Source organism: Sphingomonas sp. ASV193 (assembly GCF_040203355.1).
In the GTDB taxonomy this organism is placed as follows: domain Bacteria; phylum Pseudomonadota; class Alphaproteobacteria; order Sphingomonadales; family Sphingomonadaceae; genus Sphingomicrobium.
On sequence record NZ_JBEHBW010000003.1, the window covers coordinates 10,987 to 33,603 of the forward strand.

Annotated in this window: 27 protein-coding genes and 1 riboswitch; of the genes, 16 read left to right on the forward strand and 11 right to left on the reverse strand. The window is 69.2% G+C overall.

Translation table 11 applies throughout. From position 1 onward, the window contains the following. Positions 1-36: 36 nt before the first annotated feature. Genes ABDK56_RS06220 through ABDK56_RS06230 form a run of 3 tightly spaced genes read left to right on the forward strand, consistent with a single transcriptional unit; the run spans position 37 to position 1,888 of the window. A complete protein-coding gene (locus ABDK56_RS06220; protein ID WP_349807309.1) occupies positions 37-240 on the forward strand; it encodes a zinc-finger domain-containing protein in 204 nt (67 codons plus the stop codon). Next, the gene (gene tldD, locus ABDK56_RS06225) at positions 237-1,658 is read left to right on the forward strand and encodes a metalloprotease TldD (RefSeq protein WP_349807310.1); all 1,422 of its coding nucleotides are present in this window, start codon (positions 237-239) and stop codon (positions 1,656-1,658) included. The genes ABDK56_RS06220 and tldD overlap by 4 nt, the downstream gene beginning before the upstream one ends. Next, a complete protein-coding gene (locus ABDK56_RS06230; protein WP_349807311.1) occupies positions 1,655-1,888 on the forward strand; it encodes a putative signal transducing protein in 234 nt (77 codons plus the stop codon). Before tldD ends, ABDK56_RS06230 begins: the two co-directional genes overlap by 4 nt. On the opposite strand, the gene ABDK56_RS06235 is transcribed toward ABDK56_RS06230, so the two are convergent. Genes ABDK56_RS06235 through ABDK56_RS06245 form a run of 3 tightly spaced genes read right to left on the reverse strand, consistent with a single transcriptional unit; the run spans position 1,851 to position 6,185 of the window. After that, positions 1,851-2,261, reverse strand: a complete 411-nt coding sequence (locus ABDK56_RS06235) for a protein tyrosine phosphatase family protein (protein ID WP_349807312.1) — start codon at positions 2,259-2,261, stop codon at positions 1,851-1,853. The genes ABDK56_RS06230 and ABDK56_RS06235 overlap by 38 nt on opposite strands. Then, a complete protein-coding gene (locus ABDK56_RS06240) occupies positions 2,245-4,050 on the reverse strand; it encodes a RecQ family ATP-dependent DNA helicase (protein ID WP_349807313.1) in 1,806 nt (601 codons plus the stop codon). Before ABDK56_RS06240 ends, ABDK56_RS06235 begins: the two co-directional genes overlap by 17 nt. Next, positions 4,047-6,185, reverse strand: a complete 2,139-nt coding sequence (locus tag ABDK56_RS06245) for a M3 family metallopeptidase (protein WP_349807314.1) — start codon at positions 6,183-6,185, stop codon at positions 4,047-4,049. The genes ABDK56_RS06240 and ABDK56_RS06245 overlap by 4 nt, the downstream gene beginning before the upstream one ends. A gap of 143 nt (positions 6,186-6,328) precedes the next feature. Here ABDK56_RS06245 and ABDK56_RS06250 point away from each other — a divergent pair, with 143 nt between their 5' ends. After that, the gene (locus tag ABDK56_RS06250) at positions 6,329-6,556 is read left to right on the forward strand and encodes a hypothetical protein (RefSeq protein ID WP_349807315.1); all 228 of its coding nucleotides are present in this window, start codon (positions 6,329-6,331) and stop codon (positions 6,554-6,556) included. 6 nt (positions 6,557-6,562) lie between these two features. On the opposite strand, the gene ABDK56_RS06255 is transcribed toward ABDK56_RS06250, so the two are convergent. Next, positions 6,563-8,380 (reverse strand): ABCB family ABC transporter ATP-binding protein/permease, encoded by a 1,818-nt coding sequence (locus ABDK56_RS06255; protein ID WP_349807316.1) that lies wholly within the window; start codon positions 8,378-8,380, stop codon positions 6,563-6,565. A gap of 119 nt (positions 8,381-8,499) precedes the next feature. Here ABDK56_RS06255 and ABDK56_RS06260 point away from each other — a divergent pair, with 119 nt between their 5' ends. The 7 genes from ABDK56_RS06260 (at position 8,500) to ABDK56_RS06290 (ending at position 12,504) form a co-directional block, all read left to right on the forward strand. Then, a complete protein-coding gene (locus ABDK56_RS06260) occupies positions 8,500-8,742 on the forward strand; it encodes a hypothetical protein (protein WP_349807317.1) in 243 nt (80 codons plus the stop codon). 303 nt (positions 8,743-9,045) lie between these two features. Beyond that, positions 9,046-9,231 (forward strand): PspC domain-containing protein, encoded by a 186-nt coding sequence (locus ABDK56_RS06265; protein WP_349807318.1) that lies wholly within the window; start codon positions 9,046-9,048, stop codon positions 9,229-9,231. Between the two features lie 83 nt (positions 9,232-9,314). Beyond that, positions 9,315-9,467, forward strand: a complete 153-nt coding sequence (locus tag ABDK56_RS06270; RefSeq protein WP_349807319.1) for a hypothetical protein — start codon at positions 9,315-9,317, stop codon at positions 9,465-9,467. 68 nt (positions 9,468-9,535) lie between these two features. Further along, positions 9,536-10,069: a lysophospholipid acyltransferase family protein gene (locus ABDK56_RS06275; RefSeq protein WP_349807320.1), complete on the forward strand. Its 534-nt coding sequence runs from the start codon at positions 9,536-9,538 to the stop codon at positions 10,067-10,069. Between the two features lie 41 nt (positions 10,070-10,110). Beyond that, positions 10,111-10,653, forward strand: coding sequence for a peroxiredoxin (locus tag ABDK56_RS06280; RefSeq protein WP_349807321.1), 543 nt, complete (start codon positions 10,111-10,113; stop codon positions 10,651-10,653). 136 nt (positions 10,654-10,789) lie between these two features. Further along, positions 10,790-11,443: a transglutaminase-like cysteine peptidase gene (locus tag ABDK56_RS06285; protein WP_349807322.1), complete on the forward strand. Its 654-nt coding sequence runs from the start codon at positions 10,790-10,792 to the stop codon at positions 11,441-11,443. A gap of 122 nt (positions 11,444-11,565) precedes the next feature. Next, positions 11,566-12,504, forward strand: a complete 939-nt coding sequence (locus ABDK56_RS06290) for a hypothetical protein (RefSeq protein WP_349807324.1) — start codon at positions 11,566-11,568, stop codon at positions 12,502-12,504. A gap of 232 nt (positions 12,505-12,736) precedes the next feature. Here ABDK56_RS06290 and ABDK56_RS06295 read toward each other — a convergent pair whose 3' ends face one another. After that, entirely contained in the window at positions 12,737-13,021 is a 285-nt protein-coding gene (locus tag ABDK56_RS06295; RefSeq protein WP_349807325.1) for a hypothetical protein, read from the reverse strand. A gap of 174 nt (positions 13,022-13,195) precedes the next feature. Here ABDK56_RS06295 and ABDK56_RS06300 point away from each other — a divergent pair, with 174 nt between their 5' ends. Next, complete coding sequence (locus ABDK56_RS06300; RefSeq protein ID WP_349807326.1) at positions 13,196-13,324, forward strand: hypothetical protein; 129 nt, start codon at positions 13,196-13,198, stop codon at positions 13,322-13,324. A gap of 172 nt (positions 13,325-13,496) precedes the next feature. Here ABDK56_RS06300 and ABDK56_RS06305 read toward each other — a convergent pair whose 3' ends face one another. Both ABDK56_RS06305 and thiC read right to left on the reverse strand, forming a co-directional pair. Beyond that, positions 13,497-14,096, reverse strand: a complete 600-nt coding sequence (locus ABDK56_RS06305; RefSeq protein ID WP_349807327.1) for a DUF2199 domain-containing protein — start codon at positions 14,094-14,096, stop codon at positions 13,497-13,499. Beyond that, positions 14,093-15,991: a phosphomethylpyrimidine synthase ThiC gene (gene thiC / locus ABDK56_RS06310; RefSeq protein WP_349807328.1), complete on the reverse strand. Its 1,899-nt coding sequence runs from the start codon at positions 15,989-15,991 to the stop codon at positions 14,093-14,095. Before thiC ends, ABDK56_RS06305 begins: the two co-directional genes overlap by 4 nt. Positions 15,992-16,017: 26 nt before the next feature. Next, positions 16,018-16,158: riboswitch (TPP riboswitch) on the reverse strand. A 126-nt stretch (positions 16,159-16,284) separates the two neighbouring features. Between thiC and ABDK56_RS06315 the strand changes: the two genes are divergently transcribed. Together ABDK56_RS06315 and ABDK56_RS06320 are read left to right on the forward strand one after the other, a co-directional pair. Then, the gene (locus tag ABDK56_RS06315) at positions 16,285-16,728 is read left to right on the forward strand and encodes a hypothetical protein (RefSeq protein WP_349807329.1); all 444 of its coding nucleotides are present in this window, start codon (positions 16,285-16,287) and stop codon (positions 16,726-16,728) included. Further along, positions 16,725-17,042 carry a winged helix-turn-helix domain-containing protein gene (locus tag ABDK56_RS06320; protein ID WP_349807330.1) on the forward strand — a complete coding sequence of 106 codons (318 nt, stop codon included), beginning with the start codon at positions 16,725-16,727 and terminating at the stop codon, positions 17,040-17,042. Before ABDK56_RS06315 ends, ABDK56_RS06320 begins: the two co-directional genes overlap by 4 nt. Positions 17,043-17,051: 9 nt before the next feature. Here ABDK56_RS06320 and ABDK56_RS06325 read toward each other — a convergent pair whose 3' ends face one another. Then, the gene (locus ABDK56_RS06325) at positions 17,052-17,909 is read right to left on the reverse strand and encodes an EF-hand domain-containing protein (RefSeq protein WP_349807331.1); all 858 of its coding nucleotides are present in this window, start codon (positions 17,907-17,909) and stop codon (positions 17,052-17,054) included. A gap of 55 nt (positions 17,910-17,964) precedes the next feature. Between ABDK56_RS06325 and cysD the strand changes: the two genes are divergently transcribed. Further along, positions 17,965-18,972, forward strand: a complete 1,008-nt coding sequence (gene cysD / locus ABDK56_RS06330; RefSeq protein ID WP_349807332.1) for a sulfate adenylyltransferase subunit CysD — start codon at positions 17,965-17,967, stop codon at positions 18,970-18,972. Further along, positions 18,972-20,852, forward strand: a complete 1,881-nt coding sequence (cysC, locus tag ABDK56_RS06335) for an adenylyl-sulfate kinase (RefSeq protein WP_349807333.1) — start codon at positions 18,972-18,974, stop codon at positions 20,850-20,852. Before cysD ends, cysC begins: the two co-directional genes overlap by 1 nt. On the opposite strand, the gene ABDK56_RS06340 is transcribed toward cysC, so the two are convergent. The 3 genes from ABDK56_RS06340 to fdxA all read right to left on the reverse strand — a co-directional run bounded on the left by ABDK56_RS06340 (position 20,849) and on the right by fdxA (position 22,615). Then, a complete protein-coding gene (locus ABDK56_RS06340) occupies positions 20,849-21,685 on the reverse strand; it encodes a MipA/OmpV family protein (RefSeq protein WP_349807334.1) in 837 nt (278 codons plus the stop codon). The two genes, cysC and ABDK56_RS06340, sit on opposite strands and share 4 nt — an antisense overlap. A gap of 26 nt (positions 21,686-21,711) precedes the next feature. Further along, entirely contained in the window at positions 21,712-22,080 is a 369-nt protein-coding gene (locus ABDK56_RS06345) for a hypothetical protein (RefSeq protein WP_349807335.1), read from the reverse strand. A 193-nt stretch (positions 22,081-22,273) separates the two neighbouring features. Beyond that, on the reverse strand, positions 22,274-22,615 hold the full coding sequence (gene fdxA / locus ABDK56_RS06350) for a ferredoxin FdxA (RefSeq protein WP_349807336.1): 342 nt from the start codon (positions 22,613-22,615) through the stop codon (positions 22,274-22,276). Positions 22,616-22,617 lie beyond the last annotated feature (2 nt).

Sequence of the window (22,617 nt, forward strand, 5' to 3'; positions counted from 1 at the left end):
TTGAAGCGGGGGGACGCCGCTGGTAGGCGTTCCCCCATGCTTCCCCCGCCCGAAACCATCCGCGTCAAGACCGTCCGCGTCGCCTGCGACGGCGGCGGCGAGATCGAGCCCGCGCTCGGCCATCCGCGCGTCTACCTGCACATCGACGACAACGGCTATGTCGACTGCGGCTATTGCGACCGCCGCTTCGTCCTCGAAGGCGGCCCCGCCGACAGCGACGCGGCTGGCGCCGCGCATTGAGCGCGCCAGACCCGCGCGGTTTCCTCTACCGCACGCTCGATCCAAACGAGGCCAAGGCGCTCGCCGCGCGGCACCTTTCGCGGCACGACGACGGCGAGCTTTATCTCCAGCACCGCGTGTCCGAGGCGTTCGGGTTCGACGACGGACGGTTGAAGACCGCCGACTATCATAGCGGCGGCGGTTTCGGCCTGCGCGGGGTCAGCGGCGAGACCACCGCCTTCGCCCACGCCAACGAGATCAGCGCCGCGGCGATCGAGCGCGCCGCCGATACGCTGAAATTGCTCGACCCGGCCAAGGGGCTGCCCGCCCCGCCGCCGCCCCGCACCAATCGCGCGATGTACGGCGCCGACGACCCGCTCGGCGCGATCCCCTTCGCCGACAAGGTCGCGCTGTGCCAGCAGATCGACGCGGCGGCGCGCGCGCGCGATCCGCGCGTCGCGCAGGTCAGCGTGACGCTGTCGGGCAGCTGGAGCGTGGTCGAGATCGTCCGCGCCGACGGCTTCGTCGCGACCGACGTGCGCCCGCTGGTGCGGCTGAGCATCTCGATCGTCGCCAAGTCGGGGGAACGCCGCGAAACCGGCAGCTTCGGGTTCGGCGGGCGCTATCTCTACGACCGGCTGTTCGATCCCGCCGGGTGGAACCGCGCGATCGACGAGGCGCTGGCGCAGGCGCTGACCAACCTCGAATCGGTCGCCGCCCCGGCCGGCGAAATGCCGGTGGTGCTCGGCTCGGGCTGGTGCGGGGTGCTGCTCCACGAAGCGGTCGGCCACGGGCTCGAAGGCGACTTCAACCGCAAGGGCACTTCGGCCTTTTCGGGGCGGATCGGCGAGCGCGTCGCCGCGCCGGGGGTGACGGTGATCGACGAGGGCGACATTCCCGGTCGCCGCGGCAGCCTGACGATCGACGACGAAGGGACGCCGACGCAGCGCAACGTGCTGATCGAGGACGGCATCCTCAAGGGCTACCTCCAGGACCGGCTCAATGCGCGGCTTATGGGGATGCAGCCGACCGGCAGCGGGCGGCGCGAGAGCTTCGCCCACGCGCCGATGCCGCGGATGACCAACACCTTCATGCTCGGCGGGACCGAGGAGCCCGGCGCGCTGATCGAGCGGGTCAAGGACGGCATCTACGCCAAGAGCTTCGGCGGCGGGCAGGTCGACATCACCAGCGGCAAGTTCGTCTTTTCCTGCACCGAGGCCTACCGCATCGAAGGCGGCAGGATCGGCGCCCCGATCAAGGGCGCGACGCTGATCGGCGACGGGCCGAGCGTGCTGACCCGGGTCGAAGGGATCGGCAACGACATGGCGCTCGACGAAGGCGTCGGCATCTGCGGCAAGGGCGGCCAGTCGGTCCCCGCCGGGGTCGGCCAGCCCTCGCTGCTGGTCGGCGCGCTGACGGTCGGCGGCACCGCCGCGTGAGCCTCGTCGAGCTGGCGCGCTACGCCAGTCCGATCGACGCCGAGCTCGACCGCCAGCGGCTCGACGGCGCGATGATCGACGCGGTGCTGTTCGATGCCGGGATGAGCAGCGTCTACCCGGCGGCGGGGCTGGTCGAGATCCGGCTGATGGTGCTCGACGACGACCTCGAACTGGCGCGCGAGACGCTCGGGCTCAGCTCCGCAGCAGGTGCGCCACCGGGCCGAGGTTGAACCCAGCGCCCTCGACCGCGTGGCGCAATTGCTCTTCCGACGCGCCATGCTCGCTGCGCGCGACTGCCCAGCACAGCGCCGAGCGATTGCCGCTGCGGCAAAAGGCGTGGACCTTGCCGTCGCCCGCCGCGTCCATTGCCTCGTGCATCGCCTCGACGTCGGCCGGGCCCATCCGCAGGATCGGGACGTGGCGATAGGCGATCCCCGCCGCCTTCGCCGCGGCCTCGATCTCGGCGCTGGTCGGCTGGCCCTCGTCCTCATGGTCGGGGCGGTTGTTGATGATCATGGTGACGCCCTCGGCCTTCAGGCGGGCGACCTCCTCGGGCCGGATCTGGCCCGACACCGAGGTCTTCTCGTCAAGCTGCGGTGCCATCGATGCTCTCCCTCGCCTCGGCCAGCGCCGCCAGCAGCGACTCGCCGTACCGGTCGCGCTTAGTGTCGCCGATCCCGTCGATCCGCGAAAGCCCCGCCAGGCTGGTCGGCCGCTCGGCGGCGACCGCGCGGAGCGTCGAATCGTGGAACACCACGTAGGGCGGCACGCCCTGCTCCTTCGCCGTCCGCCGCCGCCAGTCGCGCAGCGCGTCGAACAGCGGGTCCGGCGGGAAATCTCCCGCCGCCCCGCCCCGCGCGCGAGGCTTGCGCGGCGGGGGCACGGCGATGACGACGCGCTCCTCGCCCTTCAGGATCGGCTTCGCGCCCGGGCCGAAGCTGAGCCCGCCATAATCGTCGCTGCGCAGCGCGTCGCGCGCCAGCAGCGTGCGCGCCACCGGCTTGACCAGCGCCAGCTCGTCGACGCCCATGATCCCGAACACGCTCAGCTGGTGATGCCCGAACTGGCGCACCTTTTCATTGTCGTCGCCGCCGAGCACGGCGGCGAGGTGCGCGACCCCGAACCGCATCTCGGTGCGAAACGCGGCGCTCAGGAGCTTCCTCGCCACCTCGGTCACGTCGAGTGTCTTGGGCGGGTCGAGGCAATTGTCGCAATTGCCGCATCGCTCGCCCGGATCCTCGCCGAAATGGCGGAGCAGGATCGCGCGGCGGCAGGTCGCCGCCTCGACGAAGGCGGCGAGCGCGTTAAGCCGCTCGCGCTCGCCCGCGCGCCGCTCGGCCTCGACCTCGGTCTCGATCCGTCGCCGGGCGCGCGCGAAGTCGTCGGCGCCCCAGAACAGCCACGCCTCGGCCGGGTCGCCGTCGCGCCCGGCGCGTCCGGTCTCCTGGTAATAGGCCTCGATCGACTTGGGGATGCCGGCGTGCGCGACCAGCCGCACGTCGGGCTTGTCGATCCCCATGCCGAAGGCAACGGTGGCGGTCATCACCATCTCTTCCGAGGCGACGAAATCGGCCTGGTTGCGCCGCCGCACCGCGGGGTCGAGCCCGGCGTGATAGGGGCGCACCGGGCGCGCGCCGCCGAGCTGCTCGGCCAGCTTCTCGGTCGCCGCGCGGCTCGGCGCATAGACGATCCCCGGCCCCGCCTCGGCGGCGAGCAGCCGCTTGAGCTGCGCGGGCAGCCCGTCGCGCGGGCGGACGTGGTAGCGGATGTTCGGCCGGTCGAACCCGGCGACCACCAGCCCGTCGTCGGGGATGCCGAGCTGGACGAGGATGTCGGCGCGGGTCCGCCGGTCGGCGGTCGCGGTCAGTGCGAGCCGCGGCACCTCGCGATGCCGGTCGAGCAGCCCGCGCAGCATCCGGTAGTCGGGGCGGAAGTCGTGCCCCCATTCGGACACGCAATGCGCCTCGTCGATCGCGAACAGCGCGATCGGCGCTTCCTCGAGCAAGCGGGCGAACCCTTCGGTCGTCGCGCGCTCGGGGGCGACGTAGAGCAGGTCGAGCGCATGGTCGCGGAACGCGTCGCGGATGCCGCGCGGGTCGTCGCTCGCGCTGGTCAGCGCGGCGGCCCGAATGCCGAGGCTCGTCGCGCTGCGCACCTGGTCGTCCATCAGCGCGATCAGCGGCGAGACGATAATCCCCGTCCCCCCGCGCGCCAGCGCCGACAGCTGGTAGGTCAGCGACTTGCCCGCCCCGGTCGGCATCACCGCGAGCGTGCTTTTTCCCGCCACCGTCCGCTCGACCACCGCCTCCTGCACGCCGCGAAAGGCGGCGTGGCCGAAGACGTGGGCGAGCAGCTCGGTCGGCGAACGAGGGCCTGTCTGGCGCGGGCTCACTTGTCCCCGGCGGCCCCGTCGAAGCCGTAGAAGGCGAGGTAGGGCTGGATCGACGGGTCGTGGCCGGCAAAGCCGCGGAACATCGCGCCATAATCCTCGGTATTGCCGCGGCTCAGCACCAGAGCGCGGAAGCGGTCGCCATTGGCGAGGGTCAGCCCGCCATGGCTTTCGAACCAGGCGAAGGCGTCCTGCGCCAGCATCCGGGTCCACGGATAGGCGTAATAGCCCGCCGCATAGCCGCCCGACCAGATGTGGCGGAAATAGCTGGTGCGATAACGGCTCGGCACGTCGGCGACATCGAACCCGCCCTTGGCCAGCGCCGCCGCCTCGAACCCGTCGACGTCCTGACGCCCGGCGGTCGCGGGCAGCGAATGCCAGTCGAGGTCGAGCCGCGCGGCGGTCAGCGTCTCGCCGACGTCATGGCCCTGGTTGAAGGTGCGCGCCGCCTTGACCTTGGCGACCAGCTCGGCCGGGATCGGCGCGCCGGTGCGATAGTCCTTGGCGTAATTCGCCAGCACCTTCGGGTCGAGCGCCCAGTTCTCGTTGAACTGCGAGGGGAACTCGACGAAGTCGCGCGCGGTGTTGGCGCCCGACAGCGACGGATATTGCTGGTCGGCGAACAGGCCGTGGAGCCCGTGGCCGAACTCGTGGAACATCGTCGTCACGTCGTCGAAGCTGACCAGCGGGGGCTTGCCCGCGGCGGGCCTGGTGAAGTTGCAGACGTTGTAGATCACCGGCAGCGCGCCGCGCGACTTGGCCTGGACGACGAGGTTGTCCATCCACGCCCCGCCTTGCTTGTTGTCGCGCTTGTAATAGTCGAAATAGGCGAGCCCGACCGGCTTGCCGTTCGCGTCGGACACTTCGTAGACGCGCATGTCGGCGTCCCACGTCGGCAGGTCGGTGCGGCGCTTGAAGGTCAGCCCGTAGAGCTGGTTGGCGGCGTAGAAGACCCCGTTCTCGAGCACGTTCCACATCGAGAAATAGGGCTTGAGCGCGCCCTCGTCATAGTCGTAGCGCGCCTTGCGGACCTGCTCGCTGTAATAGTCCCAGTCGGCCGGGGTCGCCTTGAACCCGCCGTTCTGCTGGTCGATCACCGCCTGGATCGCGGCGGCCTCGGCGCGTTCCTTGGCCGATACCGCGGGGGCGAGCCGCGCGAGAAAGCCGATCGCCGCGTCGGGGGTCTTGGCCATCTGGTCGTACAGCGCATAGGCCGCCCAGCTCGGATAACCGAGCAGCGCCGCCTTTTTCGCGCGGAGCGCGGCGAGTTCCGAGATCAGCGCGCGAGTGTCGTTGGCGTCGCCCTTCTCGGCGCGGGTCCAGCCGGCGCCGAACAGCTTGAGCCGGGTGGCGCGGTCGCTCATCGAGCCGAGCGCGGGCTGGCCGGTGGTGTTCTGGAGCGCGATCAGCCAGCCGTCCATCTTCTTGGCCTTCGCCGCCTCGGCCGCCGCGGCGATCGCGTCGTCGCTAAGCCCGGCGAGCGCGGCGCGGTCGGTGACGTGGAGCGCGCCGGCGGCGGTCGCCGCGGTCAGCTTCTGCGAAAAGCTGCTTTCGAGCGAGGAGATGCGGCCGTTGAGCGTCTTGAGCTCGGCCTGCCTAGCGGCGGGAAGCTCGGCCCCGGCATGGACCATCCGCTTGTAATAGACGTCGAGCAGCCTGGCCTGCTCGGGCGTCAGGTTGAGCGAGGCGGCGCGGTCGTGGAGCGACTTGACCCGGGCGAACAGCGCCTTGTTGAGGTTCATGTAATCGTTGGTCGCGGTCAGCAGCGGCGCGGTGGTCGCGTCGGTCTTGTCGAGCGTGTCGTCGGTGTCGGCGCTCAGCACCGCGTTGAACGCGAGCTGGGTGCGTTCGAGCAGCGGGCCCGCCTGTTCGAGCCGGCCGATCGTGTTGTCGAAGGTCGGCGCCGCCTTCTGCTTGGCGATCGCGTCGATGTCGCGCTTGCGCTGCGCCATCCCGGCCATCAGCGCGGGCAGATAGTCGCCCGACTTGATGTGCGCGAAATCGGGCGCGCCATAGGGCAGCGACGAGGGCCTGGCGAACGGGCTCGACGCGGGCAGCGCCGCCGACGGCACGGTTTTGGCGAGCGCGGGGGCGGTCAGCGCCAGCGCGGCGCCGGCGAACAAAAGGGTACGAACCATCGGCTATATTCTCCTGATCCTGTGTCGCCGCTTTGAAAGCCTGCCCGCGCTGACGCAAGGCTGAACCGCCGCGAGCATTCGGCTGCCATCAAACTGCAACACGCCCGTCGTAGCCGCGCCACGAACGAGAAAAGGATTCGCCCGTGGCTTCGGTGTTCTACGTCATGACCCTGCTCGGCTGCGCCCAGGGCGGCGCCAACTGCACCCCGGTGATGACGCTGCCGATGGCCTATGCCAGCGAGGCGCGCTGCCTCGCCGATCGCTCGACCATGTCGGCGGCGGTGACCGGCTATGCCGCGGTCGAGGCGCGCTGCGCGGCGAAGACCAATCCCCCGGCCAGCGCGCAGACCCGCGCCGACCACAGCGCCTAGATCGCGCTACTCGGCCGCCTCGGCGGCTTCCTCGCTTTCGCGTTCGGCCGCCTGCCGCGCCCATAGCTCGGAATAAAGCCCGCCCTTCGCCAGCAATTGCGCGTGGGTGCCGCGCTCGGCCACCCGCCCGGCGTCGAGCACGACGATCTGGTCGGCCCCGGCGATGGTCGACAGCCGGTGGGCGATGATGATCGAGGTGCGCCCGCGCTGCGCGGCGTGAAGCGTCGACTGGATCGCCTCCTCGGTGCGCGAATCGAGCGCCGACGTCGCCTCGTCGAGGATCAGGATCGGCGGGTCCTTGAGCAGGGTGCGCGCGATCGCCACGCGCTGCTTCTCGCCGCCGCTGAGCTTGAGCCCGCGTTCGCCGACCATCGAATCGTATCCCCTGGGCAGCGCGGCGATGAAGCCGTCGATCGACGCGCCCTTCGCCGCCCCCTCGATCGCCGCCTGGTCGGCGCCCTCGCGGCCATAGCCGATGTTGTAGCCGATCGTTTCGTTGAACAGCACCGTGTCCTGCGGGACGATGCCGATCGCCGCGCGCAGGCTGTCCTGCCGGACCGCGGCGATGTCCTGCCCGTCGATGCTGATCCGCCCGCCCTGCGGATCGTAGAAGCGGTAGAGCAGCCGCGCGAGGGTCGACTTGCCCGCCCCCGACGGCCCGACCACAGCGAGGCTGGTCCCCGCCGGCACGTCGAGGTCGATGCCCTTGAGAATCACCCGCTCGGGCTCGTAGCCGAACACGACATCCTCGAACCGGACATGGCCCGCGCCGACCGCGAGCGGCGGCGCGCCGGGCGCATCGACGATCTCGGCGGGCGTATCGACCAGCGCGAACATCTGCTCCATGTCGATCAGCCCCTGCTTGATCGAGCGATAGACCCAGCCGAGCATGTCGAGCGGGCGGAACAGCTGCATCAGCAGGCTGTTGACCAGCACCACGTCGCCGGGCGTGAACCGCCCCTTCGACCAGCCCCACACGGTGAACGCCATCGCGCCCGCCATCATCGCGTTGGTGATCAGCGCCTGGCCGATATTGAGCCACGCCAGGCTCACCTCGTTCTTGACGCTCGCTCGCGCGAAGGCGCCGATGGCATGGTCGTAGCGCTGGGTCTCGCGCTCCTCGGCGCCGAAATATTTGACCGTCTCGTAGTTCAGCAGGCTGTCGACCGCGCGCCCGATCGCCTGGTTGTCATGCTCGTTGAGCTCGCGGCGAAGCGCGTTGCGCCAGTCGGTCACCTTGCGGGTGAAGACGATGTAGACGACCACCATCGCCAGCGTCGCCGCGACCAGCCCGGGCCCGAACTTGGTGTAGAAGATGACGCAGATCGCGGTCAGCTCGATCACCGTCGGGGCGATGTTGAACAGGATGAAATAGAGCATCGTGTCGATGCTCTTCGTCCCGCGCTCGACGATCTTGGTGAGGCTGCCGGTCCGCCGTTCGAGATGGAAGCGAAGCGACAGCGCGTGGACGTGGCGGAACACCCGCGCCGCCAGCCGCCGCGCCGCGTCCTGCCCGACCTTTTCGAAGATCGCGTTGCGCAGGTTGTCGGCCAGCGTCCCGCCGAAGCGCGTGACCGCATAGGCGACCACCAGCATCAGCGCGACGCCGATCGGCTGGTTCTTCGCGCTCATCGCGTCGACCAGCCCCTTGTAGGCGAACGGCATGGTCAGCCCGATCGCCTTGCCCGCGAGGACCAGCAGCATCGCGACCACCACGCGCAACCGGAGCCCCGGCGCGTCCTTCGGCCACAGCATCGGCAGAAAACGCCACAGGACGGCGAAACTGCCGCGGCTCGCTTCGGATGTCGGGGGGGCGTCGCGCATCGGCCTTAAAGGTAGGGCGCGCCCCCGCAATCGACAACGGATGCGACGAACCGTTTGGAACAACAGACAATTTCCTGTCGTTTAACCGGCAAGTGCTCTTGACGAGCGGGAGAGTTTCGATGGGCGTCGGTTTTTTCGTCATTGCGATCATGGGCTGCACCGACGGGTCGGCCGCCTGCACCAATGTCGCCACGCTTCCCACCCGCTACAGCAGCAAGAGCGAGTGCGTCGCCGCCACCGTCGACGCGCTCAGCAACAACAACAATTTCGACTATCCCTCGCTGCTCGCCCAGTGCCGTCCGACCGGGTCGGCGTCGAACGATCCCGAGCCGAGCGTCCCCGCGACCGCGCGCCGCGGTTAGCGTAATTTCCCAACTTCACGCGGGATTTTCTGCGTGATGGGAGCGGCGCTTGTCCCGCGCCATTGAAAACAAACGGCTTTTTCCGTTTGGCACGGCCTCTGCATTTCTCTCGTCAACCCCGCTTCGGGGCCAAAAGGGAGAATGACCATGATCGCCATCTATACCGACAGCCGCCGCACCGCGGTGACCTTCGCCGCCGCTTTCCTCACCGCCATGCTGTTCGTCACCGCCGCGGTCGGCCCGCTGCCGATCGCCTGACGCCCGGCTGAGCCTCATCCAACCGCATCTCGAAAGACCAGGACAATGAACGGACGTTTTCTCCTCAACCGCACCCAGGGCAAGGTCATGGGCGTCGCCGCCGGGCTCGCCGACTGGACCGGGGTCGACGTGCTGTGGATCCGCCTCGGCATCGTCGCGGCGACGCTGCTGCTCAGCCCGGTGGTGATCCCGCTCTATATCGTCACCGGCTGGCTCGCCGCGGACCGTTGAGAAAGCGCGCCGATGGGCCGCGTTGACGCCGCGGCGCGCGCGCTTATGGTCGGCAACCCGACACGGGTGGAAGAGAGGCCACGATGGAACGCGACGGCGACGAAATTCACCTCAACGAGGTCGAGGCGAGCGGGGCGGAGAAGCCGCACATCGTCCGTTACGTCCTCGGCATCTCGCTCCTCCTGGCGGTGATCGCGATGTCGGCGGTGTGGATCCTGGCGGCCGTCCTCAAATAGCCCGCCCTCAAATCGCATCCCGCCCTCCCCATCCGCTGAGCCTTGCCGCGAGGCTCGTCCGCCGCGCGATGATCGGCTGGTTTCGCGGCGCCGGCTGGAAGGTCGAGGGGCGACTGCCCTCGCTCCCCAAATTTGTGCTGGTCGGCGCACCGCATACCTCGAACTGGGATTTCCTCGTCTTCGTCGGCGCGGTCGACAGCTTCGGGCGCGACGTCCATTTCATCGGCAAGCACAGCCTGTTCCGCTGGCCGATGGCGCGCTTCATGCGCGGGCTCGGCGGCGTGCCCGTCGACCGGCGCGCCAGCAACGACCTCGTCCGGCAGATGGCGGCCGAATTCGCCGCGCATGACGATTTCATCCTCGTCGTCGCCCCCGAAGGCACGCGCAGCCCCGGCACCCGCTGGCGCAGCGGCTTCTATCGCATCGCGCAGGCGGCGGGCGTGCCGATGGTCTGCGTCGGCCCCGACTATCCGCGGCGGCGCGCGGTGATCGGCCCGACGATCGTCCCGACCGGCGATTACGACGCCGACATGGCCCCGGGGTTCGCCTTTTTCCGGACGCTTCGCGGGCTCCATCCCGCGCGCGGCTTTATCCCCGACTGACGCCGCGCTAGGCTGGGATTACTTTTTCAAGGAGTCGCCCGATGCGCCGTGCCCTGACCCCGCTGCTCGCCACCTTGTTCGCGCTCGCCGCCGTCCCCGCCGATGCCGCGCTGCCGGTGGGAACGAGGGCCCCGGATTTCCGCACGGTCGGCGCGCTCGGCGGCAAGCCGTTCGGCATCCACCTCGCCGAGCGGCTGAAGAAGGGGCCGGTCGTCCTCTATTTCTATCCCAAGGCGTTCACCTCGGGCTGCACGATGGAGGCGCACGCGTTCAGCGAGGCAATGCCCGAGTTCAAGCGGCTCGGCGCGACCGTCATCGGCATGAGCGCCGACGACCTCGGCACGCTCAAGCAATTCTCGGTCAAGGAATGCCGCAGCGCCTTCCCGGTCGCGGTCGCGACGCCGAACACGATCAAGGCTTACGACGTGTCGATGCCGATGGTCGGCATGGTTCGCCCGATGACCAACCGCACCAGCTACGTCATCGCGCCCGACGGGCGGATCGTAATGGTTTACAGCGACCTCGACTGGAAGGACCATGTCGCCAAGTCGCTGGCGGCGGTCCGGGCGTTGAAGGGCAAATAACACCGGCCGACGGTGGCGATTGCCGACGGCAAGTCGTTGCGCCGAAGTCACGGTTGCGAATTTACCTTTAATTAAATCACGTTAACCGATTCCTTTAACCGGAACTCGTGCGCAGCTTGGGCGTCGGGGGTCCGCGATGACGTTCAGATGTGCCGCCATCTTCTTGCCTGCACTGGCCCTGTTCGCGGGGACTGCGCCGGCCGATGCGGAAACGGCTGCCTCGATTCCCGATCCGATCGTCGTTACCGGCCGCCATGGACCCGACGTGCTGGGCACCGCGACGCTCAGCGCGGGGGTCACCGTCTATAACGCGCGGATCGGCCGGCTCGGCCGCGAGCCGCTCGGCAACCCGGCGATCGAGGCGCTGGCGATGCCGCTTCGTGGGCTGTCCCCGGACGCGATGGTCGCCGGGGCGATGCGCGAAGTCCGCGCCCGGGTGCGGTTCACGACCAACATCGATTCCGCCGCCGTCAGCAGCTACTGGAACGAGGCGTCGGATACGCTTCGTCGCGGGATTGGCGATTCCGACGACATCGCGATCGTCGAGATGCAGGTGCTTCGCGCCGCGGGATTCGACCAGGACCAGCTTTGGCTTAGCGTCGGACGCCATCGGCTGCTCGGCGCGCACACCGTGCTGTTCGTCCATACGCCGTCGGGCTACCGGATGCTCGACGCGAGCGAAACCGCGCCGATCGACGTGACGGGGACGGCGCCGACACGGTTCCGACCGATCGTCTCGATCGGGTTCGGCGGGGCGTTCGTTCACGGCATCCGCTACACCGCGCGCTGAGGCGATTTCGCCTCTTTTCCGCCAATTTAACGTCTCTCTTTGCGTCTTCGGCTCGTCCCCGAGGCGGCTCGGCTCGCCGGAAACAGCGGATCCGGGGGCGGGGGGCCGAACGTTCCTAGGGTATGACGAACCATCGTTATATGCTCACCTCGGGCCGGGGCGCGCTTCTTGCCGCCCTCGCCTTTGCTTCCACGCCGGCGCTTGCCCAGCAGGTCACGCCGGACACCGCGCAGCCGGTCACGGCGACGCCGGACACGACGCAGACGACGCCGGCACCGGTCGCGGACACGCCCGCCCCGGTGGCCGACACGACGACCGCCGACCCGCTCGCGGCAATGACCGCGACGACCGCCAAGGCGGCGCCGAAGGCCACCTCGCCGTCGCGCGTCGCGACGAAGAGCGTCGCCAGGCCGGAACCCGCGCGTGCTACGCCGGCGGCGACGACCAAGCCTGCCGCGGCTTCGGTTCCGGCAGCTCCCGCCGCGCCGGTGGCGCCGATGACGCCGCCCCCGGTCGAGGCGACGCCCGCGCCGGCCCCGGTCGCGCAGGCGCCGGCTTCGACGAGCGACGAGACGCCGCTGATCGCCGGTGCGGCGGGGGCGGGGCTGCTCGTGCTTGGCGGCGCGGCGTATGCGCTGAGCCGTCGTCGTCGCCGGGACGAGGAGATCGTCGAGCCCGCCTACACCGACGAGCCGCATGTCGCGCCGGCGGTGGCGCGGGAGCCGGTGACCGCGCCGATTGCGGCGAAGGAGCCGGTGGTGGCCGAGCGATCGGCGTTCAGCTGGGCGCAGCCGGTGGCGGCGAAAGCCGAGGCCGACCGGATCGAGCAGGCTTATGCCGGGCCGACGCCGGACAATCCGTTCCTGTCGCTCAAGAGGCGGCTGAAGCGGGCGACCTTCTTCGAGCAGCGCGACCGGCTGGTGAAGGCGGGCGAGGCGCGCCCGGTGCCGCCGACCGCGGGCCTGCCGGCGCGGATGGTCGAAAGCATCAAGGCGACCGCCGCCAAGGTGGCCGGCCCGAAGCCGGCGATGAACTACGGCTTCCGCTACGCCCCGGCCTAAGCGATCCGCGTAGCGTAACCGGACATGCCGCCGTCCCCGCGTGTGTGGGGGCGGCGGTCCGTCGTTAAGGTCACAAAAGCCAGCGTCACCCCGGACATTTTCGTGACCTTAAGCGAGGGGCGGCGGTTGAATCGTCCCCGGAGGCCGGCCGCGCGCGCGTACGAATCGCCGCGAAGGGGGAATGGCCCGGCGCGAGTGTCTCACACGGGCGGGGCTGTAGGACAGCGAAAAATCAGGCGAGGCGCTTGCGGTTGGCGCGGACGCGTTTGCCGGCGGCGGTGAGCGCGGCGCGGGCGGCGGCCTCGGGCGTGCGAACCCGGCCGCTGACGAGCCTGCCCGCCAGTTCGAACCCGGCCTCGACCTTCTCGGCGACCATCCGCTCGCCCTCGCGCGTCGCGGCGCGGCCGCCGTGCATCATGGTCAGCGTGCGAAGCGTCATCACGGTGGCGGCGTCGGCCATCAGCAGGGCGCTGTCGACCCACAGGCGGGTCCACTGGTCGGTGAGCTGGCGGTTCATGGGGCAGGTCCTTCGGTCGGCTCGACGCGAACGGCCGCGCGGGGGATCAACGGCCCGAACCGCCCGATGGGCCCACGCCCCGCGAGGAAAGGCGCGGACACGAAAGCGTGCAAGGCGATGCGGCGGCGCGTGCTAGGCCCCGCCCGGGCATCCCGCCCGCTTTAGGAACACATCATGGGCAAGGGCCAGAAATCCAACCGCGAGATCCGCAAGCCCAAGAAAGAAGCCCCGAAAAAGCACAACGCCTCGAACCCCTCGACCAAGGAAGGCGTCGTCCGCGGCCTGGAGAATATGAAGAAGTAGCGAAAGCGGCCCCGAGCGCAGGGGAGCGATCGCGACAGCAATCGCGACGCTGCGTCGAAGAGAGGCCGCGCCTCGGACGGCGTGCGCGCTCCAGCGAAGCGAAGCGCGACACGACCGACGACGCGGGATTTACTCCCGAGTCGCTCTACGTGCTCCGCTCACCAGCTTAATTTTACTGGACCATCGGTCCATGCCCATATGCCCGAAAGAGGCCAAGAAGCAGTTCTGCCGAAATGCCATCTCGCTGGGCTTCACCTAGCGGATGAGTCGCATCCTGTACGACCAGCTTGGGTCGCTGGCGCTGCGCTTGTGGGAATACGTCGACGGCAAGCGGTTCGCCATCTTCGAAAAAGGTCTTTAGGTGGTTGCAGAGCCAGCCGGACCAACCGTCGTCTTCGAATATGCCCGCGTCGAAGCCTTCGACATATCGATCAAAGTTAGTCCGGCTGAGCGTGTTCCAGCAGCCAAAGCCCCACGACCGATTCAACCCGTGGATCGGAATGTAAAGAACGCTGCGGATGAAAAAATACTTCCCTTCGAGAACGCAGAAATCCTCGGAAAGGAAGTCGCCATCGCGGCGAAGCGCGGCGTTCGGTTCGTATTTTGCAGCGTGCGGCCAAGGGTCAGGCGAGGTGGCCGCCAGATCCATTAAGCCGCGATGCCGCTCATTGCATGAGCCGCAACGCCAGTCGGATCGGAGCAGTTCGACCGCCCACGGATCACCCTTTGGTGAAAGCGCGGCAGTCCGCTTGCCAAACAGGCGACGGATCAATCGTGCTCCCTTCCCCCAGCCCCAACATAAAGCTCACTCCCCCCCTCACGATACCGCTCGCTCATCTCCTGCATCCCCGCCTCCGCCGCGCCCGACGAGTTGACCAACCCCTCCTGCTGCAACCGCGCAAACTCCCGCACCTCCGCCGTAATCTTCATCGAGCAAAACTTCGGCCCGCACATCGAGCAGAAGTGCGCGGTCTTCGCGCCTTCGGCGGGCAGGGTCTGGTCGTGGTACTGCTCCGCCGTGTCGGGATCGAGCGACAGGTTGAACTGGTCGCGCCAGCGGAACTCGAACCGCGCCCGGCTCAGCGCGTCGTCGCGCAGCTTGGCCGCGGGGTGGCCCTTGGCGAGGTCGGCCGCGTGGGCCGCCAATTTATACGTCACCACGCCGACCTTGACGTCGTCGCGATCGGGGAGGCCGAGGTGCTCCTTGGGCGTCACGTAACAGAGCATCGCGGTGCCGTACCAGCCGATCATCGCGGCGCCGATGCCGCTGGTGATATGGTCGTAGCCGGGCGCGATGTCGGTGGTCAGCGGCCCGAGCGTGTAGAAGGGGGCCTCGCCGCAAGCCTCGAGCTGCTTGTCCATATTCTCCTTGATCTTGTGCATCGGCACGTGGCCGGGGCCCTCGATCATCACCTGGACGTCCTGGTCCCACGCGCGCCTGGTCAGCTCGCCGAGCGTGTAGAGCTCGGCGAACTGGGCCTCGTCGTTGGCGTCGGCGATGCTACCGGGGCGAAGGCCGTCGCCGAGGCTGTAGGCGATGTCGTAGGCCTTCATGATCTCGGTGATCTCGTCGAAGCGTTCGTAGAGGAAGCTCTCGCGATGGTGGGCGAGGCACCACTTGGCCATGATCGAGCCGCCGCGGCTGACGATTCCGGTGACGCGCCTGGCGGTGAGCGGCACGTAGGGAAGGCGGACGCCGGCGTGGATGGTGAAATAGTCGACGCCCTGTTCGGCCTGTTCGATGAGGGTGTCGCGGAAGACTTCCCACGTCAGGTCCTCGGCGATGCCGCCGACCTTTTCGAGCGCCTGGTAGATGGGGACGGTGCCGATCGGGACGGGCGAGTTGCGGATGATCCATTCGCGCGTGTCGTGGATGTTGCGCCCGGTCGAAAGGTCCATCACCGTGTCGGCGCCCCAGCGGATCGACCAGACCATCTTGTCGACTTCGGCGGCGACGTCGCTGGCGACCGCGCTGTTGCCGATGTTGGCGTTGATCTTGACGAGGAAGTTGCGGCCGATCGCCATCGGCTCGCTTTCGGGGTGGTTGATGTTGTTGGGGATGATCGCGCGGCCGCGGGCGACCTCGTCGCGGACGAATTCGGGGGTGACGTGGTCGGGGATGGCGGCGCCGAAGGATTCGCCGTCGCGCACGTGGTCCTTGAGCATCTCGCGCCCGATGTTCTCGCGGGTCGCGACATATTCCATTTCCGGCGTGATGATCCCGCGCCTCGCGTATTGCATCTGGCTGACGTTGTGGCCGGCACGCGCGCGGAGGACGCGGCGGCGGACGTTGGGGAAGACCTGCACGCCGGAGTCCTTGTGGTCGCGTGACGCTGCCGCTCCGCTCCGGCGGTCGGGGCGGAGTCCGTTGTCCTCGGGGCGGACTTCGCGGGCGGCGACTTCCTCGACGTCGCCGCGGGCGCGGATCCAGTCGCGGCGGAGCTCGGGGAGGCCGGCCATGATGTCGATGCGCGCGTCCGGGTCGGTGTAGGGGCCCGACGTGTCGTAGACGTTGAGCGGGGGCTCGCCGGACGAGGGCTCGAGGTCGATCGCGCGCATTGCGACGCGCATATCGGGAAAATTGGGCGTGCCGACGTGGATCTTGCGCGAACCACGGATCGGGCCGGTGGTGACCTTAAGTTCGGTGCGGGCGGGGATATCGGCCATCGTGTCACTCCTTGGATGGAGGGATGGCGCGAGCTGCGCTCCCTCCCTACGCCGGTTTTCAAGCCGGATCAGGTTCGACGGGTCGCAGGGCGTGACTCCTGCCTCTCAGCCACGTCTTTGCCCGCATCCGAAAAATCGGCGCGGGGGTGGCTCCCCGGGGATTGCCCTCGTCTAGGCGTATCGGCGCAGGGCGTCCAGCGGGCCTCAGTTTCCATCTGGGAAAGTTTTCGCTTTCCAATGCGGAAAGTCGAGGCTATCTGTCTTTCCGACTCGGAAAGAGAAGGAGTGAGACGATGAACAAGGACGAGGCGATCGCGGCACTGGGGTCGGTCGACGCGGCGAATGCGGCGCTGGCGCGGGCGGCGAGTTGTCCGCCGTGGCGGCACGCGGCGTTCGGGGCGCTGATGGGGTTGCTGGTGTTTTCGGCGGGGCAGCCGGTGATGGTCCAGTCGGCGCTGACCGCGGCGTGCATGGGCGGGGTCGCGGTGATCGCGGTGAGCGACCGGCGCCGGATGGGGGTGTTCGTCAACGGCTATCGCAAGGGGGCGACGCTGCCGGTGACGCTCGCGCTGCTGGGGGTGATGCTGGTGCTGATTTTCGCCGAGCTCCATGCGCGCGACAGCGGCCTGTCGCTCGCGACCAAGGCGGCGCTGGCGCTCGCCGCCGCGGCGATCGGGACCGCGGGGAGCGTTCGCTGGCAGCGGATCTACCGGCGCGAGCTGGGCGTGACGGCGTGAGCCGCGAGGATCCGGGCGGGGCGGGGCTCGACGGGTTCGCGCCGGCCTTCCACCAGCCGGTGCGGCTGCAGATCGGGGCGGTGCTGTCGAACGTCAGCGAGGCCGAGTTCGCCCGGTTGCGCGAGATCGCGGGGGTCGCCGATTCGGTGCTGTCGAAGCATCTTTCGGCGCTGGCCGATGCGGGCTTCGTCAAGCTTCGCAAGGCGCCGTTCGAAGGGCGACAGCGGACCTGGGCGACGATCACCCCGGCCGGGCGACGCGCCTTCGCCGACCATGTCGACGCGCTGCGACGACTGGCCGGCGAGGCGGTCTAGGGAAACGCCTTAGCGGCTGGCGCCGGCGCTCGCGCCCGCGTCGGCGCGCGCGGCGGCTTCCTGCTCGGCGACGCTGGCGACACCGTCATGGTTGGTGTCGACCTTGTCGAAGTTGGCGAGCGTCGGCGCGCGGAACTCGGCCTGGGTGATCGTGCCGTCCTTGTTGGCGTCGAACCGGTTCATGATCGTGGTGACGTCGGCGTCGGTGATCGGCTTGGGGCTGGCCTGGCGCGCGGCGGCCCACTCGGCCTTGCTGATCTTGCCGTCCTTGTTGGTGTCCATCGCGGTGAACATCGCCTCGGTCTCGGCATTGATCGCGGCGACCCGCTGCGCCTGGCCGGCCTTGAGGTCGGCGAGGACCTCGGCCTTGCTGATCTTGCCGTCCTTGTTGGTGTCGGCGCGGTTGAACGCCTCGGTCAGCTTCTCGGTGGTCGCGCCTTCGGCGCCGCTGAGCTTGGCGATATATTCGGCCTTGGTGACGAAGCCGTTCTTGTCGGTGTCGAACGCGGCCAGCGCCTCGGCGGCCTGCGCCTCGGTGATCGGCTTCGGGCTGACTTTACGCACCGCCTGCCATTCGAGCTTGGTGATGAAGCCGTCCTTGTTGGTGTCGACCTGCGCGAAAGCGGCGTCGCGCTGACGGTTGAACTCGGCGATCTGGTCGGCCTGGTCGTTCTTCATCCCCGCGAGCACTTCGGCGCGGTCGACCTTGCCGTCATGGTTGGTGTCGAGACGCGCGAAATCGGCGTCGAGCTTGGCGGTGATCTGGGCGCGGGTGATCGGCTGGGGGCCGGTGGCGGCCTGACCGCCGGCCATCGCCGGGGCGGCGAACGCCAGCAGCGCGAGGACGGGAAGGGTCGAACGGGGCATCATGATCTCCTGAGGGACGCGGCCCCCCGGGCCGCCGTGACGGCGCCCCTACTCAATGATTCGGGCTTGCGCCAGCGTGAACGGCCTTTTGGCGGTTTTCCGAACCCGCGCCCACCTTCCCTTTTCCTTGACCGCGCGGGGGGTCCGGGCGAAGCGAGGAGCAATGAGCCTGGCCCATCTCGACGCGCTCGAAGCCGAGAGCATCCACATCATCCGCGAGACGGTGGCCGAGGCCGCGCGCCCGGTGATGCTCTATTCGATGGGCAAGGATTCGGCGGTGATGCTGCACCTGGCGAAAAAGGCGTTCGCGCCGGCGCGGCTGCCGTTCCCGCTGCTGCATGTCGACACGACGTGGAAGTTCAGGGCGATGTACGCGATGCGCGACCGCATCGCCGCCGATCCCGGCCTCGACCTGATCGTCCATCGCAATCGCGAGGCCGAGGCGGCGGGGATCAACCCGTTCGACCACGGACCGCGCCACACCGACGCGTGGAAGACGCAAGGGCTGCGCCAGGCGCTCGACGCGGGCGGTTACGACGCCGCGTTCGGCGGGGCGCGGCGCGACGAGGAGAAGAGCCGGGCCAAGGAACGGGTCTTCTCGTTCCGCGCCCCCGGGCATCGCTGGGACCCGCGGCGGCAGCGGCCCGAGCTGTGGTCGCTCTACAACGCGCGGGTCGGGCCGGGGGAGACGATGCGGGTGTTCCCGCTGTCGAATTGGACCGAGGCCGACGTGTGGGCCTACGTGCTTCGCGAGGGGATCGAACTGGTCGACCTCTATCGCGCCGCCGAGCGGCTGGTAGTGAGGCGCGGCGGGCAGTGGATCATGGTCGACGACGAGCGGATGCGGCTCGAACCCGGCGAGGTGCCCGAGCGGCGCTGGGTGCGGTTCCGGACGCTCGGCTGCTACCCGTTGTCGACGGCGGTCGAGAGCCGCGCGACGAGCATCGAGGAGGTCGCCGCCGAGACGCTGGCGAGCCGCAACAGCGAGCGCGAGGGGCGGATCATCGACCGCGACGGGGGCGAGGCGTCGATGGAGAAGAAGAAGCGCGAGGGCTATTTCTGATGGCCGCCGCCCCCGACACCGACACCGAGACCGGCACGACGCTGCGATTCCTGACCTGCGGGAGCGTCGACGACGGCAAATCGACGCTGCTCGGGCGGCTGCTGTTCGACCTGGGGCAGGTGCCCGACGACCAGCTCGCCGCGCTCGAGCGCGACAGCGCGCGGCACGGGACGCGGGGCAGCGCGACCGACTATGCGCTGCTGGTCGACGGTCTGAGCGCCGAGCGCGAGCAGGGCATCACGATCGACGTCGCCTATCGCTATTTCGCGAGCGCAAAGCGGCACTTCATCGCCGCCGATTGCCCGGGGCACGAGCAATATACGCGCAACATGGTGACCGGGGCGTCGACCGCGGACGCGGCGGTGGTGCTGGTCGATGCGCGCAAGGGCGTGCTCGAACAGACTCGGCGGCACAGCTTCGTCTGCGCGCTGATGGGCATCCGCCATGTCGCGGTGGCGGTGACCAAGATGGACCTCGCCGATTGGGACGAGGCGGCGTTTCGCGCGATCGAGGCCGACTATGCCGAGCTGGCGGGCAAGCTGGGGATCGAGCGGTGGACCGCGATCCCGCTGTCGGGCGTAAGCGGCGACAATGTCGTGGCGCGGGGCGGGACGGCGGGCTGGTACGAGGGGCCGACGCTGCTCGACTGGCTCGAGGCGGTGAGGATCGAGGACGGGCTCGCGGCGCTGCCGCTGCGCTTCCCGGTGCAGCTGGTGCAGCGGCCGGACGTCGACTTCCGTGGCTATGCCGGGACGATCGCGCAGGGTTCGGTCGCGCCGGGCGATCCGGTGCGGCTGCTTCCGTCGGGGCGGACGACGAGCATCGCGCGGGTGATCGGCGCCGATGGCGAGCGCGGCCACGCCGAGGCGGGGGAGGCGGTGACGCTTACGCTCGCCGACGAGGTCGATTGCGCGCGCGGTGACGTCGTGGCGTCGGCGAAGGACGCGCCCGAGGTCGCCGACCAGCACGAGGCGATGCTGGTGTGGCTGGCCGAGGAGCCGATGCTGCCCGGGCGGCAATATGCGCTGAAGCTGGCGACCCAGAACGCGGTGGCGACGCTCGCCGAGCCCAAGCACAAGGTGGCGATCGCGACCTTCGAGGAACTGGCGGCGCGGACGCTCGAGATGAACGAGATCGGCCCGGTGGTGGTGACCACCGACCGCGAGATCGTCGCCGAGCCTTATGCGGCGGCCGGCGGGCCGGTGCGCAAGACGATGGGCGGGTTCATCCTGATCGACCGCGACAGCGGGGCGACCGTCGCGGCGGGGATGATCCGCTTCGCGCTTCGGCGGGCGCTCAACATCCACCGGCAGCCGCTCGACGTGTCGCGCGAGACCCACGCGGCGCTGAAGGGGCAGCGGCCCGCGGTGCTGTGGTTCACCGGCCTGTCGGGAGCGGGCAAGTCGACCATCGCCAATTTGGTCGAGAAGCGGCTGGCGGCGAAGGGACGGCACAGCTTCCTGCTCGACGGCGACAATGTGCGGCACGGGCTGAACAAGGACCTGGGCTTCACCGACGCCGACAGGGTCGAGAATATCCGGCGGGTGGGCGAGGTCGCGCGGCTGATGGCCGATGCCGGGCTGATCGTGCTGACCGCGTTCATCTCGCCGTTCCGCGCCGAGCGCGAGATGGTCCGCGCGATGCTGCCCGAAGGCGAGTTCGTCGAGATTTTCGTCGATACGCCGCTGGCCGAGGCCGAGGCGCGCGACGTCAAGGGACTCTATGCCAAGGCGCGCGCGGGCGAGCTGCCCAATTTCACCGGGATCGACAGCCCCTACGAGCCGCCCGAGGCGCCCGACCTTCGCATCGACACCGGCGCGATGAGCCCCGAGGAGGCCGCCGAGGCGGTCATCCGGCTGCTCGAAAGCCGCTCGGCCTAAAAGGTGTAGCCGAGCCCGATCGCGGTCTGCCACTGCTCGCGGCTGCCGCGCTGGGCGACGATCGGCGAACGGGCGAAGTCGCCGTAGAGGCGGGTGTGGTTGACCAGGGCGAACAGCGACCAGCCGTGAAGCAGGTTGCCGGTCAGCGACTGGGCGGCGGTGAAGCCGACCTTCCATGCCTTGTAGCCGCCGCCGGCATTGTAGGCGGGCAGCGTGCTGGCGAGCGATTCGGCTGGGGTGATCGAGTAATAATAGTCGGCGTAGCGGTTGCTGGCGAAGTCGAATCCGGTGTCGAGGCTGACGTAGGTGCGGCGCGACAGCGGGGTCGAGAAGCTGGCCCGCGGGCCCCAGGTCCAGCCCTTGTAGGCGTTGAGCGCGCGGGTCGCCTCGACCTTGAAGCTGAGCGAGTCGTAGGGGTTGGTGAGGCCGTGGAGGCTGAAGCCGGTGAAGCCGCCGACTTCGAACGCGGCCTTGCGGCGGGGGAGCAGGTTGACCAGCGGGTCGTGGACCTTGCCGGTGCGGTTGAGCCGGACCCCGACGATCGGGCCGGCGTCGAGATCGAACTTGCCGTGTCGCGGGAACAGGTCGGCCGACAGGCGGGTGCCGCTGGTCGAGAAGCCGATCCCGCTGACCTGTCCGCGGATCGCGGCGGCGGGGATGACGCGATAGTCGTTCGAGCCCTCGTAATCGGGAATGTAGGCCGCGCCGACGCCGATGGTCAGCGTGTCGTGGCTCTTGTTCGGGTCGGGCAGCGCCTCGGCGCTCTGGGCGAGCGCGGGGCTGGCGGCGAGAAGGGCGAGGGCGGGTGCGGCGGCGACGAGGTGGCGGTGCATGACGATATCCCTTGATGGCGGGCCGGCTAGCGGACCCAGGTGCGGCGCGCGCCGCCCGGTGCGATGGTGACGAGCTGCCCGCTGCCGTCGGCGGGCATGAACAGGTAGGCGATGCCCGCGGGGTCGGAGAAGGTGCCGTAGCCGACGAAGGCGAGCGGCTGGGTGCGGCCCCCGCGACTGACGGTCATCGCGGTGCGGGTGCCGGCGATGGTGAGCGTCTCGCCGTTGGAACGAAAGCTGCCCTGCCAGCGCGCCAGCGTCGCCGGGGTGGCGGCGGCGGCGAGCGAGGCGTCGGCGGTGCCCGCGGCGACCTGCGGCGGGGGCGGGGGCGCGGGAGGTTCGTCGATGCAGCCGGTCAGCGCGAGCGCGGCGCCGACGATCCACCCGTTACGCATAAAGCTACTCCCCTGTTCGCGCTTCTACGCGCAGGGGAGCGTTTCGGTTGCGTAAGGCCGGTGTGGCCGTGGGGCCGGGTGTTGCCGATCGGTCGCGCTAACCCGCGCGGGGCCAAAACGGGATCAGTCGCCCTGGCCGGGTGGGTCTAAGGACGGAATCAGTCGCCCTGGCCGGGCTCGTTTAAGGAGGGCATTAGTCGCCCTGGCCGGGCTCGGGGCTGAAATATTTGTCGTACTTGCCCTCTTCGCCCTTGTGCTCGTCGGCATCGGCGGGGGTCTGGCCATTGTTGCGGGTGACGTTGGGCCATTGCGCCGAGAAGGTCGAATTCAGCTCGAGCCATTTCTCGAGCCCGTTCTCGGTATCGGGGAGGATCGCCTCGGCCGGGCACTCGGGCTCGCACACGCCGCAGTCGATGCACTCGTTGGGGTTGATGGCGAGCATGTTCTCGCCCTCGTAGAAGCAGTCGACCGGGCACACCTCGACGCAGTCCATATATTTGCAGCGGATGCAGGCGTCGGTGACGACGTAGGTCATGG

What these genes read in the sequence shown, in the direction of transcription:
- ABDK56_RS06220 (WP_349807309.1), top strand. Translation starts at nt 37, where the DNA reads ATGCTTCCCCCGCCCGAAACCATCCGCGTCAAGACCGTCCGCGTCGCC.
- ABDK56_RS06235 (WP_349807312.1), bottom strand. Translation starts at nt 2,261, where the DNA reads ATGGCACCGCAGCTTGACGAGAAGACCTCGGTGTCGGGCCAGATCCGG.
- ABDK56_RS06245 (WP_349807314.1), bottom strand. Translation starts at nt 6,185, where the DNA reads ATGGTTCGTACCCTTTTGTTCGCCGGCGCCGCGCTGGCGCTGACCGCC.
- ABDK56_RS06255 (WP_349807316.1), bottom strand. Translation starts at nt 8,380, where the DNA reads ATGCGCGACGCCCCCCCGACATCCGAAGCGAGCCGCGGCAGTTTCGCC.
- ABDK56_RS06260 (WP_349807317.1), top strand. Translation starts at nt 8,500, where the DNA reads ATGGGCGTCGGTTTTTTCGTCATTGCGATCATGGGCTGCACCGACGGG.
- ABDK56_RS06265 (WP_349807318.1), top strand. Translation starts at nt 9,046, where the DNA reads ATGAACGGACGTTTTCTCCTCAACCGCACCCAGGGCAAGGTCATGGGC.
- ABDK56_RS06270 (WP_349807319.1), top strand. Translation starts at nt 9,315, where the DNA reads ATGGAACGCGACGGCGACGAAATTCACCTCAACGAGGTCGAGGCGAGC.
- ABDK56_RS06275 (WP_349807320.1), top strand. Translation starts at nt 9,536, where the DNA reads ATGATCGGCTGGTTTCGCGGCGCCGGCTGGAAGGTCGAGGGGCGACTG.
- ABDK56_RS06280 (WP_349807321.1), top strand. Translation starts at nt 10,111, where the DNA reads ATGCGCCGTGCCCTGACCCCGCTGCTCGCCACCTTGTTCGCGCTCGCC.
- ABDK56_RS06285 (WP_349807322.1), top strand. Translation starts at nt 10,790, where the DNA reads ATGACGTTCAGATGTGCCGCCATCTTCTTGCCTGCACTGGCCCTGTTC.
- ABDK56_RS06290 (WP_349807324.1), top strand. Translation starts at nt 11,566, where the DNA reads ATGACGAACCATCGTTATATGCTCACCTCGGGCCGGGGCGCGCTTCTT.
- ABDK56_RS06295 (WP_349807325.1), bottom strand. Translation starts at nt 13,021, where the DNA reads ATGAACCGCCAGCTCACCGACCAGTGGACCCGCCTGTGGGTCGACAGC.
- ABDK56_RS06300 (WP_349807326.1), top strand. Translation starts at nt 13,196, where the DNA reads ATGGGCAAGGGCCAGAAATCCAACCGCGAGATCCGCAAGCCCAAGAAA.
- thiC (WP_349807328.1), bottom strand. Translation starts at nt 15,991, where the DNA reads ATGGCCGATATCCCCGCCCGCACCGAACTTAAGGTCACCACCGGCCCG.
- ABDK56_RS06315 (WP_349807329.1), top strand. Translation starts at nt 16,285, where the DNA reads ATGAACAAGGACGAGGCGATCGCGGCACTGGGGTCGGTCGACGCGGCG.
- ABDK56_RS06325 (WP_349807331.1), bottom strand. Translation starts at nt 17,909, where the DNA reads ATGCCCCGTTCGACCCTTCCCGTCCTCGCGCTGCTGGCGTTCGCCGCC.
- cysD (WP_349807332.1), top strand. Translation starts at nt 17,965, where the DNA reads ATGATTCGGGCTTGCGCCAGCGTGAACGGCCTTTTGGCGGTTTTCCGA.
- cysC (WP_349807333.1), top strand. Translation starts at nt 18,972, where the DNA reads ATGGCCGCCGCCCCCGACACCGACACCGAGACCGGCACGACGCTGCGA.
- ABDK56_RS06340 (WP_349807334.1), bottom strand. Translation starts at nt 21,685, where the DNA reads ATGCACCGCCACCTCGTCGCCGCCGCACCCGCCCTCGCCCTTCTCGCC.
- ABDK56_RS06345 (WP_349807335.1), bottom strand. Translation starts at nt 22,080, where the DNA reads ATGCGTAACGGGTGGATCGTCGGCGCCGCGCTCGCGCTGACCGGCTGC.
- fdxA (WP_349807336.1), bottom strand. Translation starts at nt 22,615, where the DNA reads ATGACCTACGTCGTCACCGACGCCTGCATCCGCTGCAAATATATGGAC.